This window comes from Cellulosimicrobium funkei, from assembly GCF_001019615.1.
Taxonomy (GTDB): domain Bacteria; phylum Actinomycetota; class Actinomycetes; order Actinomycetales; family Cellulomonadaceae; genus Cellulosimicrobium; species Cellulosimicrobium cellulans_E.
The window spans coordinates 1-15,059 of sequence record NZ_JNBQ01000057.1 but is presented as its reverse complement, the minus strand read 5'-3'; the positions used below and the strand labels follow the sequence as shown (position 1 = coordinate 15,059).

Below are 15,059 nucleotides of genomic sequence, written 5' to 3'. Positions count from 1 at the left end.
GCGCCCGTGCGGGCTTCGTCGTGCCGTAGGTGCGCTCGCGGTCGTCGAGCGCCGCGGCGAGCCGGTCGAGCCGCCCCGCGTAATACGGCCACGCGTTCTCGGGCGTCACCGTGTCCATGGCCCACCACGTCGAGAAGTACAGCTCGTCGATCAGCGCCTCGGAGTCGTCGCGACCGATGCGCCGCAGCGCCTCGTCGAGGACGCGCAGGTCGACGTCGAGCATGTCGCCCTCGTTGAGCCGGTACCAGCCGAACCGCTCGCTGTGGCCGCGCGCCTCGTTCGCCTGGAGCCGCAGCCGGTGCAGGAGCGTGATTCCCGGCAGGCGCGAGAAGACGCCCGGTGCGGACAGCCGGCGCATCGCGACGCCGCCCGGGCGGCGCGTGCTCGTCCCGGACAGGAACGCGGCGAAGATCCGGAGGTCGTCGTCGGTGATGCCGGGGAGCTCCTTGAGGTCCTGCTCGACGGCCTGACGACGCCAGCGCGGCCACCCGTCGTCGTCGCCCTTGCCCTTGCCGGCGTGGGCCGCCTGCTCGGCGCGGGCACGCTCGAGGGCGGTGTCGATCGCGGCCCGCGCGGCCTGCACGAACTCGTCGCCGAGCACCGTCTCCGGCAACGGCTCGTAGGGCGGGACGTCGATGGTGGGCTCGTCCTCCTGCGCGGCGTCGAGCACGCGCGCACGCTCGACGGTGTCGCGCAGGAGCGTCGCGCGCGCGCCGGTCGACTGCTCGGCGGCCCGCTCGAGGTCGGCCAGCCCGCCGTCGACCTGCGCGAGGCGCGTCACGACCGTCCCGAGCCGGGACGGCGGGAGGGCCGTGAGGAGCGGGGTGAGGATCTCGCGCTGACGCTCGCCCGGGAGCTGCGCGACGGCGGCCACCGCAGCCTCGCGCACGCCCTTGCTCGTGTCCGCCGCGAGCCGAGCCAGGAGCGGGGAGAGCGCGTCCGTCGCCGCCGGGTCGGACGCCACGAGCTCGACCAGCTCCGTCCGCCCCGCGGCGCTCACGCCCGGCAGGGCTTGGGTCGCCACGTCGACGTGCGCGACCACGAAGTCGCGCGCCGGGCCGCCGAGCAGCGCCGGGCCGAGGTGCCGCGACGCCCAGCCCGACGACGTCGGGCGCTCGAAGAGCTCGCGCAGCACGACCGCCGGCGCGTCGGCCTCCGGCACGCCGCCCTCGACCGCGAGCGCCACCAGCAGGTCCGGCGTCCACCGGTCGGGTGCCTGCTTGCCGTTCTTGCCCTTACGGCGGTCGTTCGCGCGCCGCGACATGTCGTTGACCAGCACCGTCAGCCAGCGCGGGTCGGTCGGGCGCTCACGGTCGACCTCCGACGACACGGCGCTGAGCACCCGACCGAGCCGCACGAGCTCGGGGATCGTCACGGAGTCGCTCAGCGTGTAGAGGTTGGACCGGGCCGTCACGGCCTTCGCGGACGTCCAGCCCGGCACCGCGGCCTTGAGCCGCTCGTCCTGCGCGGGCGTCGTCCACGAGTAGATCCCGGACTGGCCCGGCCGCCCCAGCAAAGCCTCGGCGTCACCGCCGCGCAGGACCTCGAGCTCCAGCAGGACCTCCGGCCCCTCGCCCCGGTGCACGTACGCGACCGCGCGGTCCGCGAGCCCCGGCGACTCGACGGCGAGCACCTTCAGCGCGTCGACGAGCCGAGCGCTCGGGCGGCCACCTCCCGCCTGCTCCTCGTCGCGCCGGAACAGACCCTTGACCTTCTCGAGCACCCTCTACCTCACCGTCACGTCGTCGCTGCTGGTGCGGCAGATGCTAGGGGCGGGCGCCGACACGCCGCCCGCGCGGCTCAGGGACAGGTCACCCGGCGGAAGGCGTCCGGGTCGTCCAGGGGGAACCGGTAGCACACCTCCTGCCCCACGTTCCCGGTCGCGACGCCGAAGAAGTCGAGCTCCGGTCGTGTGTACCGCACGACCACCGAGTCGTCGTCGACCGTGACGGCCTCACCGTCCTCGACGTCGTCGACCCCGCCGAGGAGCAGCTCGTTCCGGTCGAGGTCCGCGAGCTTCCACGCCCAGCGCGGACCGTTCTGCCAGATGCCGCGGGCGAGACCTGCCGCCACCACCGCGACGACCACCACCACGATCACGACGCCGTACCGCTTCTTGTGGGCCACCGCGTCAGACTGCCATCGCAGTCCGCCGGTCGGCCACGCCAGGCGTGGGCCGGGAGCGCGACGTCGGACGTTCGCCGTCGTTCTCGAGGGCGACGTCTCGCGTACCCGCCACGACGTGCGCACTCGTCCTACGGTCGGGGTGGGCCCGGAGGGACTCGAACCCCCGACATCCACGGTGTAAGCGTGGCGCTCTAACCAGCTGAGCTACAGGCCCTGGAACAGCGGAGCACAGCCTACCGGGTCGGCACCCCGCCACCGGCCACGCCTGGGGCGCGATGCCCGGACCTGACAACCCGACGCAAGAACCGCCGTCGGCATCCGCTCGGCGACGGCAGCGGCGCCGCCGCGGCGAGCCCGCGTCAGAGCTGTTCGAGCGCCCGCCGGTAGCCCTCGAGGTCGCGACGCTGCCCGCGCGGGTTGACGACCGACCAGCGCACGATCCCGTCGGCGTCGAGCAGGAACGAGCCGCGCAGCGCGAGGCCGTTCTCCTCGTCCAGCACGCCGTAGGCCCGGGCGACGTCGCCGTGGGGCCAGAAGTCGGAGAGGAGGTCGAACTCGAAGCCCTCCTGGGCCGTCCACGCCTTCTGCGCGAACACCGAGTCGCACGAGATGCCCAGCAGCGTCACGCCGGCCGCCTCGAAGTCCTCGAGGTTGTCCCGCAGCTCGCACAGCTCGCCCGTGCAGATGCCGGAGAACGCGAACGGGTAGAACACGAGGAGCACCGGCCCGCCGCGCAGGTCGGCGAGGTGCACGGGCGTGCCGTGCGTGTCCGGCAGCGTGAAGTCGGGTGCGGGGTCCCCCGGTCCGGGCGGCGTGGCCCGGACGTCGGCGACGCCCTCGTCAGCGACCGCGGCCACGGGTCCCGAGCTTCGTCGCGGACCAGTCGGGCGCGATCGCGAACGTGCTCGTCGCGTGCAGCCCGGCCGTGGTCGCGGCCTCCTGGATGTCGTTGTGGCCCACGTGCCCGGACCGGCCCGGCTTGGGCGTGAACACCCAGATGAGGCCGCCGTCGTCGAGCACGGTCTGGACGTCCACGAGCAGGTCGGTGAGGTCGCCGTCGTCCTCGCGGAACCAGACGATCACGCCGTCCGTGACGTCGTCGTAGTCCTCGTCGACGAGCTCTCCGCCGACGAGCTGCTCGAGCTCACCGCGCAGGTCGTCGTCGACGTCCTCCGACCAGCCGAACTCCTGCACCACGTTGCCGGGCGCGAACCCCAGGCGGTCCGCCCCGAGGGGCCCTGCGGTGTCGGTCACTGTCGTGTCGTTCCTTTCCTCGTCCTGTGCGTCCGTGCGGCGGGCCACCGACGCGCGGGCGGACGCCCGCGCGCACGACGACCTGCCGTGTCTGGCAAAGGTAGCCCACCGGAGGATCCGTTGCTTGGCAAGGTGCCCACCACGGACACCCGCTCGGGCCCGTGGTGCCCGGCCCGTCGTCGGGCACCGCACCTGCACGACGCCGGGACGCCTCCCCTCCGGTTCGTGTCGCCGAAATCACGCCCTCTTGACCACCCGATGGTGTGACTTACGCGCGCGTTGTGAACACAATGGGTAGACCACCCTGGTCTCGTGAAGAGGCGCGGTCGCCACCAGCGGCCGCGGCCGCGTGCCCGGAGTGGCCCCGAGACGGGTGTCGGCCGTGTACCGCGCGGCCGTGCGCCCGGCATCCGACGAGATATGAGGTTGCTGGTGGCTTCGTACGACGAGACCGGACCGCTGATCAACGGTCTGCTCAGCCAGGTTCCGGACTTCGACCCCGCCGAGACCGGCGAGTGGGTCGAGGCCCTCGACGGCCTGATCGACGACCGCGGGGGCCCGCGCGCCCGCTACGTCCTGCTGAACCTGCTCAAGAGGGCCCGGGAGCGCAACGTCGCCGTCCCGACCTCCTTCACCACGCCCTACGTGAACACGATCGGTGTGCACGAGGAGCCCTACTTCCCCGGCGACGAGGCGCTCGAGCGCCGCTACCGCTCGTGGATCCGCTGGAACGCGGCGGTCATGGTGACGCGCGCGCAGCGCCCCGGCATCGGCGTCGGCGGCCACATCTCCTCCTACGCGTCGGTCGCGACGCTGTACGAGGTGGGCCTCAACCACTTCTTCCGCGGCAAGGACCACCCCGGCGGCGGCGACCAGGTCTACTTCCAGGGCCACGCCTCCCCCGGCGTGTACGCGCGCGCGTTCCTCGAGGGCCGCCTCTCGGCGGACCAGCTCGACGGGTTCCGCCAGGAGAAGTCGCACCCCGGCGGCGGCCTGCCGTCGTACCCGCACCCGCGCCTCATGCCCGACTTCTGGGAGTACCCCACGGTCTCCATGGGTCTCGGCCCGGCGAGCGCGATCTACCAGGCGTGGACGGACAAGTACCTGCACAACCGTGGCATCCGTGACACGGAGCAGCAGGACGTGTGGGCGTTCCTCGGCGACGGCGAGATGGACGAGCCGGAGTCGCGCGGCATGCTCCAGCTCGCGGCGCAGCAGCAGCTCGACAACCTGACGTTCGTCGTGAACTGCAACCTCCAGCGCCTCGACGGCCCGGTGCGCGGCAACGGCAAGATCATCCAGGAGCTCGAGGCGCAGTTCCGCGGCGCGGGCTGGAACGTCATCAAGGTCATCTGGGGCCGCGAGTGGGACGTCCTGCTCAACGCGGACAAGGACCGCGCCCTGGTCAACCTCATGAACGTCACGCCCGACGGCGACTACCAGACGTACCGTGCGGAGTCCGGCGCCTTCATCCGCGAGCACTTCTTCGGCCGCGACCCGCGGACCAAGCAGCTCGTCGAGAACATGACCGACGACGACATCTGGAACCTCAAGCGCGGCGGCCACGACTACCGCAAGATCTACGCGGCCTACGCGGCGGCACGTGCCCACACGGGCCAGCCGACCGTGATCCTCGCGCACACGGTCAAGGGCTACGCCCTCGGCCCGACGTTCGCGGGCCGCAACGCGACGCACCAGATGAAGAAGGTCGGCCTGGCCGACCTCAAGGCGCTGCGCGACTCGCTGCGCATCCCGATCACGGACGAGGAGCTCGACGCCAACCCGTACGAGCCCCCGTACTACCACCCGGGCGCCGACGCCCCGGAGATCCAGTACCTCCTGAACCGCCGTCAGCAGCTGGGCGGGTTCGTCCCCGAGCGCCGCTCGTCGCCCAAGCCGATCGCGCTCCCGGGCGACAAGGCCTACGAGATCCTCAAGAAGGGCTCGGGCCAGCAGGAGATCGCCTCCACGATGGCCTTCGTCCGGCTCCTCAAGGACCTCATCAAGGACAAGGAGTTCGGCAAGCGCATCGTGCCGATCATCCCGGACGAGGCGCGCACGTTCGGCCTGGACTCGATCTTCCCGTCGGCGAAGATCTTCAACACCCAGGGCCAGCACTACCTCGCCGTGGACCGCGAGCTCATGCTGAGCTACAAGGAGTCCGAGGCCGGCCAGATCATGCACACCGGCATCAACGAGGCCGGTTCCGCGGCCGCGTTCCAGTCGGTCGGCACGTCCTACGCCACGCAGGGCGAGATCATGGTGCCGTTCTACATCTTCTACTCGATGTTCGGCTTCCAGCGCACCGGCGACCAGTTCTGGGCGGCGGGCGACCAGCTCACGCGCGGCTTCATCATCGGCGCGACCGCGGGCCGCACGACCCTGACCGGTGAGGGCCTGCAGCACGCCGACGGCCACTCGCCGCTCATCGCGGGCACGAACACGGCCATGGTCCAGTACGACCCGGCGTACGGGTACGAGATCCGCCACATCGTGCGTGACGGCATCGAGCGCATGTTCGGCCCCGGCGAGCACGGGGTCGGCGCGGACGGTCGCGACCAGAACGTCATGTACTACCTCACGGTGTACAACGAGCCGATGGTCCAGCCGGCCGAGCCGGAGGACGTGGACGTCGAGGGCATCCTCAAGGGCATCCACCGCATCTCCGTCGGCGAGGGCGACGGGCCGCGCGCCCAGATCCTCGCCTCGGGCGTGGGCGTCCCGTGGGCGCTGGAGGCGCAGCAGCTCCTCCACGACGACTGGGGCGTGGCGGCCGACGTGTGGAGCGTGACGAGCTGGAACGAGCTGCGCCGCGACGGCCTCGCCGCCGACCAGGCCGCGTTCCTCGACCCGTCCGCCGAGCCGCGCGTCGCCTACGTGACCGAGAAGCTGTCCGGTGCCGAGGGCCCGTTCGTCGCCACGAGCGACTACGACCACCTCGTGCCCGACCAGATCCGCAAGTGGGTCCCGGGCGACTACGAGGTGCTCGGCGCCGACGGCTTCGGGTTCTCGGACACGCGCGCTGCCGCCCGCCGGCACTTCAAGATCGACGGCCCGTCCGTCGTCGTGCGCACGCTCCAGGCGCTCACCAAGCAGGGCAAGGTCCCCGCGGACGCGTCCGCCCAGGCGATCGAGAAGTACCGCCTCATGGACGTCACCGCCGGCACGTCCGGCAACGCGGGCGGCGAGGCCTGACGGCCTCCGACCGGTAGCACGACGACGGCCGGTCACCCCGCGGGGTGACCGGCCGTCGTCGTGCGGGCAGGCGGGCGGCCCGACGGCGCACCAGCGGTCCCGCCGCGTCCTCGCCCGGGCGGGCGGTCAGGTCCCGGCGCGGTGCTGCTCGGCCTGCGCGACGGCGCGCTCGAGCTCGGCGTGCAGGGCGGCCACGCCCTCCGGGTCGCCGTACTCGACCAGCGACGCGAGGTGGTGCCGCGCCTCCAGGGGCCGGTCGGCCTCGATCGCCGCGAGCACGAGCTGGCGCCCGACCTCCGGCTCGTGCTCGCGCGCGCGCCAGTGCCCGACGCCCAGTCCCAGCGCCTCGACGGGCAGGCCCGCCGTGCGCAGCACCTCCATCGACTGCGCGAGCGCGCGGCCGGACGGGTCGCGCTCCGCGGCCGTCGCGAACCGGCGCAGCGCGGCCTCCTGGTCGTCCTCGAGGGACAGGCGCCCGAGCTCGACCAGCGGGTACCACCCCTTGGGGTGCCCGGCGAGCTCCTCCGCGAGCGCCCAGACCGCCAGGTCGGCGGCGCGCTGCTTCTCCGTCTCGTCCGCGGGGGCGGCGAGCGGGTCGTCCGTGGCCGGGCCCTCTGCGGCGCGGCGCCGGACCAGCTCGGCGAGCGCACGGAACGCGCGCTCGTCGTTGGGGTCGTCGACGAGCATCGCCCGCAGCGCGTCCTCGTGGACCGTGTCCCCGCGCTTCTCCCCGGACCGCGGGCGGCGCGTGCCGACGGTCGACGCGGACGTCGGCCGACGCATGAGCTGTCGGAGTCGGGGCATGAGGGCCATGTCACGACCCTAGCGGGTCGTCCGGACGCTCACCCAGCGGCCCGGGTAGAGCGCTGTCGGGCGGCGCGGGGACGGGCGCCTTTGTGGACTGTCCACAAGCACGGACCGTATGCTCGGCGCGTGACGGCCACCCCCAGGACGCCTTCGAGCGCGTCCGCCCCGAGCGGCCCGACGGGCAACGCGGACAACCTCCAGCGCCTGCGCGACGGGAGCGGCCTGCTCATGTCGGCCGCGCTGCGACGCCTCGACGACGAGATTCCGTGGTACCGGGAGCTGCCGGCCGAGGACCGCTCGTACGTGGGGCTCGTGGCGCAGTCCGGCATCACCGCGTTCGTCACCTGGTACGCGGACCCGCTGGCCCCGCCGCACGGCGTGAGCGACATCTTCGCGGCGGCCCCGCCGGAGCTGACGCGCTCGATCTCGCTCCAGAACACGCTCCAGCTCGTCCGCATCGTCGTCGAGGTCGTCGAGGCGTACTCCGACCAGCTCGCCGCCCCCGGGGGCGAGCGCGACCTGCGCGAGGCGGTCCTGCGCTACTCGCGCGAGGTCGCGTTCTCCGCCGCCGAGGTCTACGCGCGCGCCGCTGAGGTGCGCGGTGCGTGGGACGCGCGCCTCGAGGCGCTGGTCGTCGACGCGCTGATCCGCGGCGACGGCGACGACTCGCTGCGCTCGCGCGTCTCGGCGCTCGGCTGGGGCGGGCACGGCCCGACCCTGGTCATGGCGGGCACGATCGCCTCGACGCTCGACGAGGTGCGCACGGCCGAGCTGCGGCGCGCGACACGCCGCGCGGCAGGTGACGCGCTCGTGGGCATCCACGGCGACCGCCTCGTCCTGGTGCTCGGCGGGGAGGGCGACCTCCAGGCCGCGGCGGCCTCGCTCCTGCCGCGGTTCGGGCCCGGTCCCGTCGTCATCGGCCCCACCGTCCCCGGCCTGGAGGAGGCGGCGCGCTCGGCCCAGGCGGCGCTCGCGGGCCTGCGCGCCGCGCCGGCGTGGCCCCAGGCCCCGCGCCCGGTCCTCGCTGACGACCTGCTCCCCGAGCGCGTGCTCACGGGCGACACGACGGCGCGGCGCACCCTGGTCGCGCAGGCGTACCGGCCGCTCGCGGAGGCGACGGGCTCCGTGCTCGAGACGCTGTCGGCGTACCTCGGCACGGGGCGGTCGCTGGAGGCGGCGGCCCGGTCGCTGTACGTGCACCCGAACACCGTGCGCTACCGCCTGCGCAAGGTCTCCGAGATCACCGGCTGGGACCCGCTCGACGCGCGCGAGTCGTTCGTCCTCCAGGTCGCGCTCGCGCTCGGCCAGCTCTCCACGACGCGCTGAGCCCGCGTCGGCGCCGGGAGCGGCCGTCGCACCGGACCGTCGCACTCTTGTAGGTTCGGCACAATCACCCTCCGCAAGGTTGGTGCGGGTCGTGACGTGGCCTGGAAGCCTCGGGTTGGCACAGTTGACGGGTGCTCGCCGTCTTGTGCCCTGGACAGGGCTCCCAGTCCCCCGGAATGCTCGCCCCCTGGCTCGAGCTGGCCGGCCTCGCCGACCAGGTCGCCGCGTTCGGCGAGGCCGCGAGCCTCGACCTGCGCGCGCACGGGACGGAGTCCGACGCCGAGACGATCCGTGACACCGCGGTCGCCCAGCCGCTCATCGTCGCGTCGTCCCTGGTCGCACTGCGGGCGATCCTCGACGGCCGCGACACCGCGGACGTCGTCGACGTGACCGCGGGCCACTCGGTCGGCGAGCTCGCCGCCGCCGCGGTCGCGGGCGCGCTGACCGACGTCGGCGCGGTCGGGCTCGTCGCGCACCGGGCGCGCGCGATGGCCGCGGCCGCCGCCGCGACGCCCACGGGCATGAGCGCCGTCGTCGGGGGCGACCCCGAGGAGGTGCTCGCCGCGATCGAGGCAGCGCACCTGTGGCCCGCCAACGTCAACGGCGGCGGCCAGGTCGTCGCCGCGGGGGCGCTCGACCACCTGGCGGCCCTCGCCGAGAACCCGCCCGCCAAGGCGCGCGTCATCCCGCTCCAGGTCGCCGGGGCGTTCCACACCCCGTTCATGCAGCCCGCGCTCGAGGCGTTCGAGCCCGTGGCCGCGTCGTGGGACGTCGCCGACCCGCGCCTGCCGTTCCTCTCGAACGCCGACGGCGAGTCGTACGGGACGATCGACATCGAGGGGAGCACGTTCGGCAAGGCGCGCGACGTCGTCCGGCGCCTCACCGCGCAGATCGCCGCGCCCGTGCGCTGGGACCTGTGCCAGGAGACGCTCGCGGAGCTCGGTGTCACCGCGATCCTCGAGCTCGCGCCCGGCGGCGTCCTCACGGGCCTCGCGCGCCGCACGCTCAAGGGCGTGGAGTCCGTGGCCGTGAAGTCGCCCGACGACGTCGAGGCGGCCCGCGACCTGATCGCCCGACACTCCGTCGTCGGCGGCGCGGCGAAGACCTCCGTCCCCGCCGGGGACGACGCGTGAGCGGCGTGACGCTGCGCCAGGCCACGGGCCCGGCGCACTCGCGGATCCTCGCGATCGGCGGTGTGCGGGGCGAGAACGTCGTCACGAACGACGACATCGCCGGTCCGATCGACTCGTCGGACGAGTGGATCCGCCAGCGCACCGGCATCGTCACGCGCCGCCGCGCCGGGGCCGACGTCGACGTGCTCGACCTGTCCGAGGCGGCGGCGCGCGACGCCCTCGCCCGCGCGGGGCTCCAGGGTGCCGACGTCGACGCCGTCATCGTCTCCACGGTCACGTACTTCCACCAGACGCCCGCGGCCGCCGCGGTGCTCGCCGAGCGCCTGGGGGCCACGCCCGCCGCCGCGTTCGACGTCTCGGCCGCGTGCGCGGGCTACGCCTATGCGATCGCGCAGGCCGACGCGCTCGTGCGCGCGGGCATCGCCACGCACGTGCTCGTCGTCGGCGCCGAGAAGATGAGCGACTTCATCGACCCGACGGACCGGTCGATCTCGTTCCTCCTGGGCGACGGCGCCGGCGCCGCGATCGTCGGACCGTCCGACACCCCGGGCATCGGCCCGACGGTGTGGGGCTCCGACGGCGGCAAGGCGCAGGCCATCCGCCAGACGCACGCGTGGTCGGACCTGCGCGAGGACCCCTCGCTCGGCTGGCCCACGCTGCGCCAGGACGGGCAGAGCGTGTTCAAGTGGGCAGCGTTCCAGATGGCGCCCGTCGCGGCCAAGGCCATGGCCGAGGCCGGGGTCGCCCCCGGCGACATCGGCGCGTTCGTGCCGCACCAGGCCAACATGCGCATCATCGACCAGATGATCAAGCAGCTCCAGCTCCCCGACACCGTCGCGGTGGCCCGCGACATCGCGGAGACCGGCAACACGTCGGCCGCCTCGATCCCGCTCGCCACGCGGCGTCTGCTCGACGAGGGCCAGGTCCGCTCCGGCGACCTCGCGCTCCAGATCGGGTTCGGCGCCGGGCTGGTCTACGCGGCGCAGGTGGTCGTCCTGCCGTAGGGGAGAATCACCCTGGACGGACGGCCGCCCTCCCCGCCGCGGGAGGACCCACGCCGTCGGCGGACCCGTCCGTCGCACGCACCGTCTACCGCTGTACCGCCCGGGACACCCACCGGGCACCGCCACCGGGACCGGTCGCCGCCGGCCCCACGACAAGGAGAAACCATGGCTTACACCGAGCAGGAAGTCCTCGCCGGCCTCGCCGAGATCGTCGCCGAGGAGACGGGTCTGCCGACCGACGCCGTCGCGCTCGAGAAGTCCTTCACCGACGACCTCGACATCGACTCGCTGTCGATGATGACGATCGTCACGCACGCCGAGGACAAGTTCGGGGTCCGCATCCCGGACGACGAGGTCAAGAACCTCACGACGGTCGGCGACGCCGTGTCCTTCATCACGGGCGCCCAGGCCTGAGCACGCCCCGCCTGCCCCGCAGGCCTGCGGGCGGGTCGGCGTCACCCGCGCCGGCCCGCCCGTCCTCCCGCCCCCGCCTCACCCCACCCGAGGAGCACCATGTCCGCCGCTACTGAAGTCGTCGTCACCGGCCTCGGCGCCACCACGCCGCTCGGCGGCGACGTGCCCTCGACCTGGGCCGCGGCGCTCGCCGGCGAGTCCGGCGCCCGCACCCTCGACAACGACTGGGCGGAGCGCTACGAGATCCCGGTGACCTTCGCCGCGACCCTCAAGGTGGACCCCGCCGAGGTCCTGGCGCGACCCGAGATCAAGCGCATGGACCCCTCGACGCAGTACGCCATCATCGCGGCGCGCGAGGCGTGGGCCGACGCGGGCAGCCCCGAGGTCGACGGCGACCGGCTCGGCACGGTCGTGTCGTCCGGCATCGGCGGCATCTGGACCACGCTCGACGGCTGGGACACGCTGCGCGAGCGCGGCGCCCGCCGCATGCTCCCGATGACCGTGCCGATGCTCATGCCCAACTCCCCCACCGCGTACGTGTCGCTCGAGCTCGGCGCCCGCGCGGGCGCCCACGCGCTCGTCTCGGCGTGCGCGTCCGGCGCCGAGGCGATCGGCTACGGCGTCGACATGATCCGCGCGGGCCGGGCGGACATCGTCGTCGCGGGCGGCACCGAGGCGACGATCCACCCCATGCCCATCGCGGCCTTCGCCGCCTCGCGCACGCTCTCGCTGCGCAACGACGACCCGCAGGGCGCGTCGCGCCCCTACGACGTCGACCGCGACGGCTTCGTCATCGGCGAGGGCTCGGGCGTCGTCGTCCTGGAGAGCGCCGAGCACGCCGCCGCACGCGGCGCGCGCGTGTACGCGCGGCTCGCGGGTGTCGGCCTCTCCGCCGACGCCTACCACATCACCTCCCCGGACCCGGAGGGCCGTGGCCAGGTCGCCGCGATGCGCCGGGCGATCGAGGAGGCCGGCGTGACCGGCCGCGACGTCGTGCACGTCAACGCGCACGCGACCTCGACCAAGGTGGGCGACCTCACCGAGACCCGTTCGATCCGCTCGCTCCTGGGCTCCGAGACGGACCACGTGCTCCTCTCGGCCACCAAGTCGATGACCGGCCACCTCCTGGGCGGCGCGGGCGCGCTCGAGTCGATCTTCACCATCAAGGCCGTCGCCGAGCGCCTCGCTCCCCCGACGATCAACGTCGCGAACCCCGACCCGGAGCTCCAGGTTCCGCTCGTGCGCGACACCCCGGCTCCGCTGCCGGAGGGCGACATCGTCGCGGTGAACAACTCGTTCGGGTTCGGCGGCCACAACGTCGCGCTCGCGGTCGCGAGCGTCTGACCAGCCTTTCCTCGAGCCCCGGGGCGACGGCCGAGCGGCCGTCGTCCCGGGGCTCGCGTGCGTCGGAGGCCGGACGATCCGGACGCCGAGGTCTCGGCTCCTGAGATGGACGATCGTCCAGATCGTTGCGATTTCACCCATCCCTTTTGTCCGGACAAGCCAGCCCAAAGCCAGACGCAGTCCCCTGCCTTGCTGCCGCTCGTCGGGTTTCACCCCGCGCCCCCTGTCGCCCGTCGAGCACGCCTCCGTCCCGTCGCCGACCCTGTGGGCGTGATGTGGCGCCTGCCACATCACGACCTCGAGGCAGGCGAGCGGAAGGACAGGCACGTGACCCGAACGGCGAGACATCTCTCCACCCAGGCACCACCCCGCTGGAGGCGGGCGACGGCGCTCGCGGCCGTCGGGAGCGTCGTCGGCGCGCTGACGTTCGCGGGCGGGATCGCCGCGACGGCGGCACCGACCGACGACTCCGAGGGCAGCGGGCAGTTCCTCAGCGGCACCGTGGCCGGGCTCGACCTCGCGACGATCGCGGCGCTCGAGGGGGCCGTGGCCGAGAACCCCTCGGGGGCGAACCCCGTCGTCACGAACCCGCTGGCCGCCTCCGTCTTCCAGTCTCTCGGGATCGACCTGACGGGCACCCTCCAGCTGCTGGGGCCGAACGGGATCCTCCAGCTCGGTGCGGTCAACCAGTACGGCGAGGCGAACGACGACGGCTCCGCACGTGCCGCGTCGGGCGCCGTCTCGGACCAGGGCGCGATCTCCGTCGGCGGCAGCGAGGAGTTCCCGTCCGACGCACAGCTCAACCTCACGCAGCTCCTCGGGCCCGGCTTCGAGTCGGTCGTCGCTGACCTCGACCTGTCGCTCGGGGCGCTGTCAGCGACGGCGGCGGCGACCGGTGGGGCCGCGCCGACCGGCGACTACCAGATCGCCGGCGCGACCCTCACGCTCGACAGCCCGGCCGTCTCCGACATCGCCACGGCGGTCGACGACGAGGTCGTCCCGCTCGTGGACGGCGCCGTCGGCCAGCTCGTCGGGACCGACGGGCTGCTCGCCCAGGCGCTGAACTCGATCGGCGCGCTCGCCGACGTCCTCGAGATCCTCGGCGGCGACCTGGAGCCGACCGTCGCGATCGACGTCGACCTCGACAGCGCGCTGGCGCCCGTGCTCGACCAGGACTTCGGCGACGAGGGCGTCGTGGTCAACGTCGGCGACGGGACCGTCACGGTCGACCTCGACACGATCCTCGGCGGCACCGGCTCGCTCAACGGGTTCGACCCCAACACCGAGGTCCTCGACGACGCCGCGATCAACGCGATCCTCGACGGGCTCAGCGCGGCCCTCGACGATCTCACGACGGCGCTCGTCGAGGCGGTCGACACGGCTCTGCACGCCGCGAGCCTGACGCTGACGGTCGAGGCCGTGGTCGACAACCCGATCCCGCTCGCACCCGACCTGCTGAACCTGAGCATCGACCTCGGCACGACCGTCGGCGACGTGGTCGACGGGACGGTCGACCCCGCCGACGCCACCATCACCATCGCGCTCTCGGGCCTGCCGCTCACGCTCCCGCTGGGCGACCTCGTCAACGCCCTGGCGGGTCCGCTCGACACCGTGCTCTTCGCCGAGGGGACCGGTCTGGTGAGCACGCTCGCCGGGACGATCACGTCGCAGGTCACCGGCCCCGTCCTCACCGCGCTCTCGCCGGTGTTCGAGATCCTCACGGAGGTCGTGAGCCTGGTCGTCAACGTCCAGGAGCCCGAGCCGTCCGTCGCCGACGCCACGTTCACGCAGCGGGCGCTGACCCTGTCGATCCTCGAGGTCGGGACGGGCACCGGGCTCGCGGAGCTCCACCTCGCCTCCGCGACCGTCCGCGGCTCGACGGTCGCGGCGATCACCCCCGCGGTGACCGTCGACCCGACGACCGTCCCGGCAGGCACCGCGACGAGCGTCACCGGCACGGGCTACACGCCCGACGCCACCGTGACCGTCGAGATCCGGGACACGACCGGAGCGGTCGTCGCGACACTGACCGACGTTGCCACCGACGGTGAGGGCGGCTTCACGACGCCGATCACCGTCCCGGTCGGCACCGCACCCGGTGACTACGTCGTCGTCGGCATCGACGACACGACCTCCACCGAGGCCGAGACCGCTCTCGCCGTGACGGCGGCGGCGCTCACGCCCTCCGTGACGGTCGACCCGACCACCGCGAACCCCGGCGACGACGTGACCGTCGACGGCACCGGCTACACCCCCGACTCGACCGTCACCGTCGAGATCCGCGACGAGAGCGGGACCGTCATCGCGACCGTCGAGGACGTCCCGACCGACGGCGACGGGAACTTCACCAGCCCGATCACCGTCCCCGCGGGCACCACCCCCGGCGACTACACCGTCGTCGGCATCGACGACACCACCTCCACCGAGGCGGAGACCCCGCTCACCGTCGAGGCAG

12 protein-coding genes and 1 tRNA gene are annotated in these 15,059 nt (G+C 73.5%); 7 read left to right on the top strand and 6 right to left on the bottom strand.

From position 1 onward, the window contains the following. The 5 genes from FB00_RS20080 to FB00_RS20060 form a co-directional block, all read right to left on the bottom strand. Positions 1-1,723 (bottom strand): hypothetical protein (locus FB00_RS20080; protein ID WP_047234697.1); only part of this gene is annotated, 1,723 nt, incomplete at its 3' end. Between the two features lie 77 nt (positions 1,724-1,800). Next, positions 1,801-2,127, bottom strand: coding sequence for a hypothetical protein (locus FB00_RS20075; protein ID WP_047234696.1), 327 nt, complete (start codon positions 2,125-2,127; stop codon positions 1,801-1,803). Between the two features lie 140 nt (positions 2,128-2,267). Continuing rightward, positions 2,268-2,341 (bottom strand) — tRNA-Val (locus FB00_RS20070). Between the two features lie 145 nt (positions 2,342-2,486). Further along, positions 2,487-2,984 carry a peroxiredoxin gene (locus FB00_RS20065; protein ID WP_047234695.1) on the bottom strand — a complete coding sequence of 166 codons (498 nt, stop codon included), beginning with the start codon at positions 2,982-2,984 and terminating at the stop codon, positions 2,487-2,489. After that, positions 2,968-3,381: a DUF3052 domain-containing protein gene (locus FB00_RS20060; RefSeq protein WP_047234694.1), complete on the bottom strand. Its 414-nt coding sequence runs from the start codon at positions 3,379-3,381 to the stop codon at positions 2,968-2,970. Before FB00_RS20060 ends, FB00_RS20065 begins: the two co-directional genes overlap by 17 nt. 432 nt (positions 3,382-3,813) lie before the next feature. Here FB00_RS20060 and aceE point away from each other — a divergent pair, with 432 nt between their 5' ends. Then, positions 3,814-6,576, top strand: a complete 2,763-nt coding sequence (aceE, locus tag FB00_RS20055; RefSeq protein ID WP_047234693.1) for a pyruvate dehydrogenase (acetyl-transferring), homodimeric type — start codon at positions 3,814-3,816, stop codon at positions 6,574-6,576. Positions 6,577-6,702: 126 nt separating this feature from the next. On the opposite strand, the gene FB00_RS20050 is transcribed toward aceE, so the two are convergent. Next, complete coding sequence (locus FB00_RS20050; RefSeq protein WP_047234692.1) at positions 6,703-7,389, bottom strand: hypothetical protein; 687 nt, start codon at positions 7,387-7,389, stop codon at positions 6,703-6,705. Positions 7,390-7,509: 120 nt separating this feature from the next. Here FB00_RS20050 and FB00_RS20045 point away from each other — a divergent pair, with 120 nt between their 5' ends. The 6 genes from FB00_RS20045 to FB00_RS20020 form a co-directional block, all read left to right on the top strand. Continuing rightward, entirely contained in the window at positions 7,510-8,709 is a 1,200-nt protein-coding gene (locus FB00_RS20045; RefSeq protein ID WP_047234691.1) for a PucR family transcriptional regulator, read from the top strand. 131 nt (positions 8,710-8,840) lie between these two features. Then, positions 8,841-9,842, top strand: a complete 1,002-nt coding sequence (locus tag FB00_RS20040) for an ACP S-malonyltransferase (protein ID WP_047234690.1) — start codon at positions 8,841-8,843, stop codon at positions 9,840-9,842. Further along, positions 9,839-10,846: a beta-ketoacyl-ACP synthase III gene (locus FB00_RS20035; protein WP_047234689.1), complete on the top strand. Its 1,008-nt coding sequence runs from the start codon at positions 9,839-9,841 to the stop codon at positions 10,844-10,846. The genes FB00_RS20040 and FB00_RS20035 overlap by 4 nt, the downstream gene beginning before the upstream one ends. A gap of 165 nt (positions 10,847-11,011) precedes the next feature. Continuing rightward, entirely contained in the window at positions 11,012-11,260 is a 249-nt protein-coding gene (locus FB00_RS20030) for an acyl carrier protein (protein WP_021482065.1), read from the top strand. Between the two features lie 99 nt (positions 11,261-11,359). Further along, positions 11,360-12,604, top strand: coding sequence for a beta-ketoacyl-[acyl-carrier-protein] synthase family protein (locus FB00_RS20025; RefSeq protein ID WP_047234688.1), 1,245 nt, complete (start codon positions 11,360-11,362; stop codon positions 12,602-12,604). 327 nt (positions 12,605-12,931) lie between these two features. Beyond that, positions 12,932-15,059 (top strand): choice-of-anchor G family protein (locus FB00_RS20020; RefSeq protein ID WP_047234687.1); only part of this gene is annotated, 2,128 nt, incomplete at its 3' end.

Excerpts from the sequence above, each read along its gene's own strand:
- FB00_RS20050 (WP_047234692.1), bottom strand. The coding sequence starts at position 7,389 with ATGGCCCTCATGCCCCGACTCCGACAGCTCATGCGTCGGCCGACGTCC.
- FB00_RS20030 (WP_021482065.1), top strand. The coding sequence starts at position 11,012 with ATGGCTTACACCGAGCAGGAAGTCCTCGCCGGCCTCGCCGAGATCGTC.
- FB00_RS20025 (WP_047234688.1), top strand. The coding sequence starts at position 11,360 with ATGTCCGCCGCTACTGAAGTCGTCGTCACCGGCCTCGGCGCCACCACG.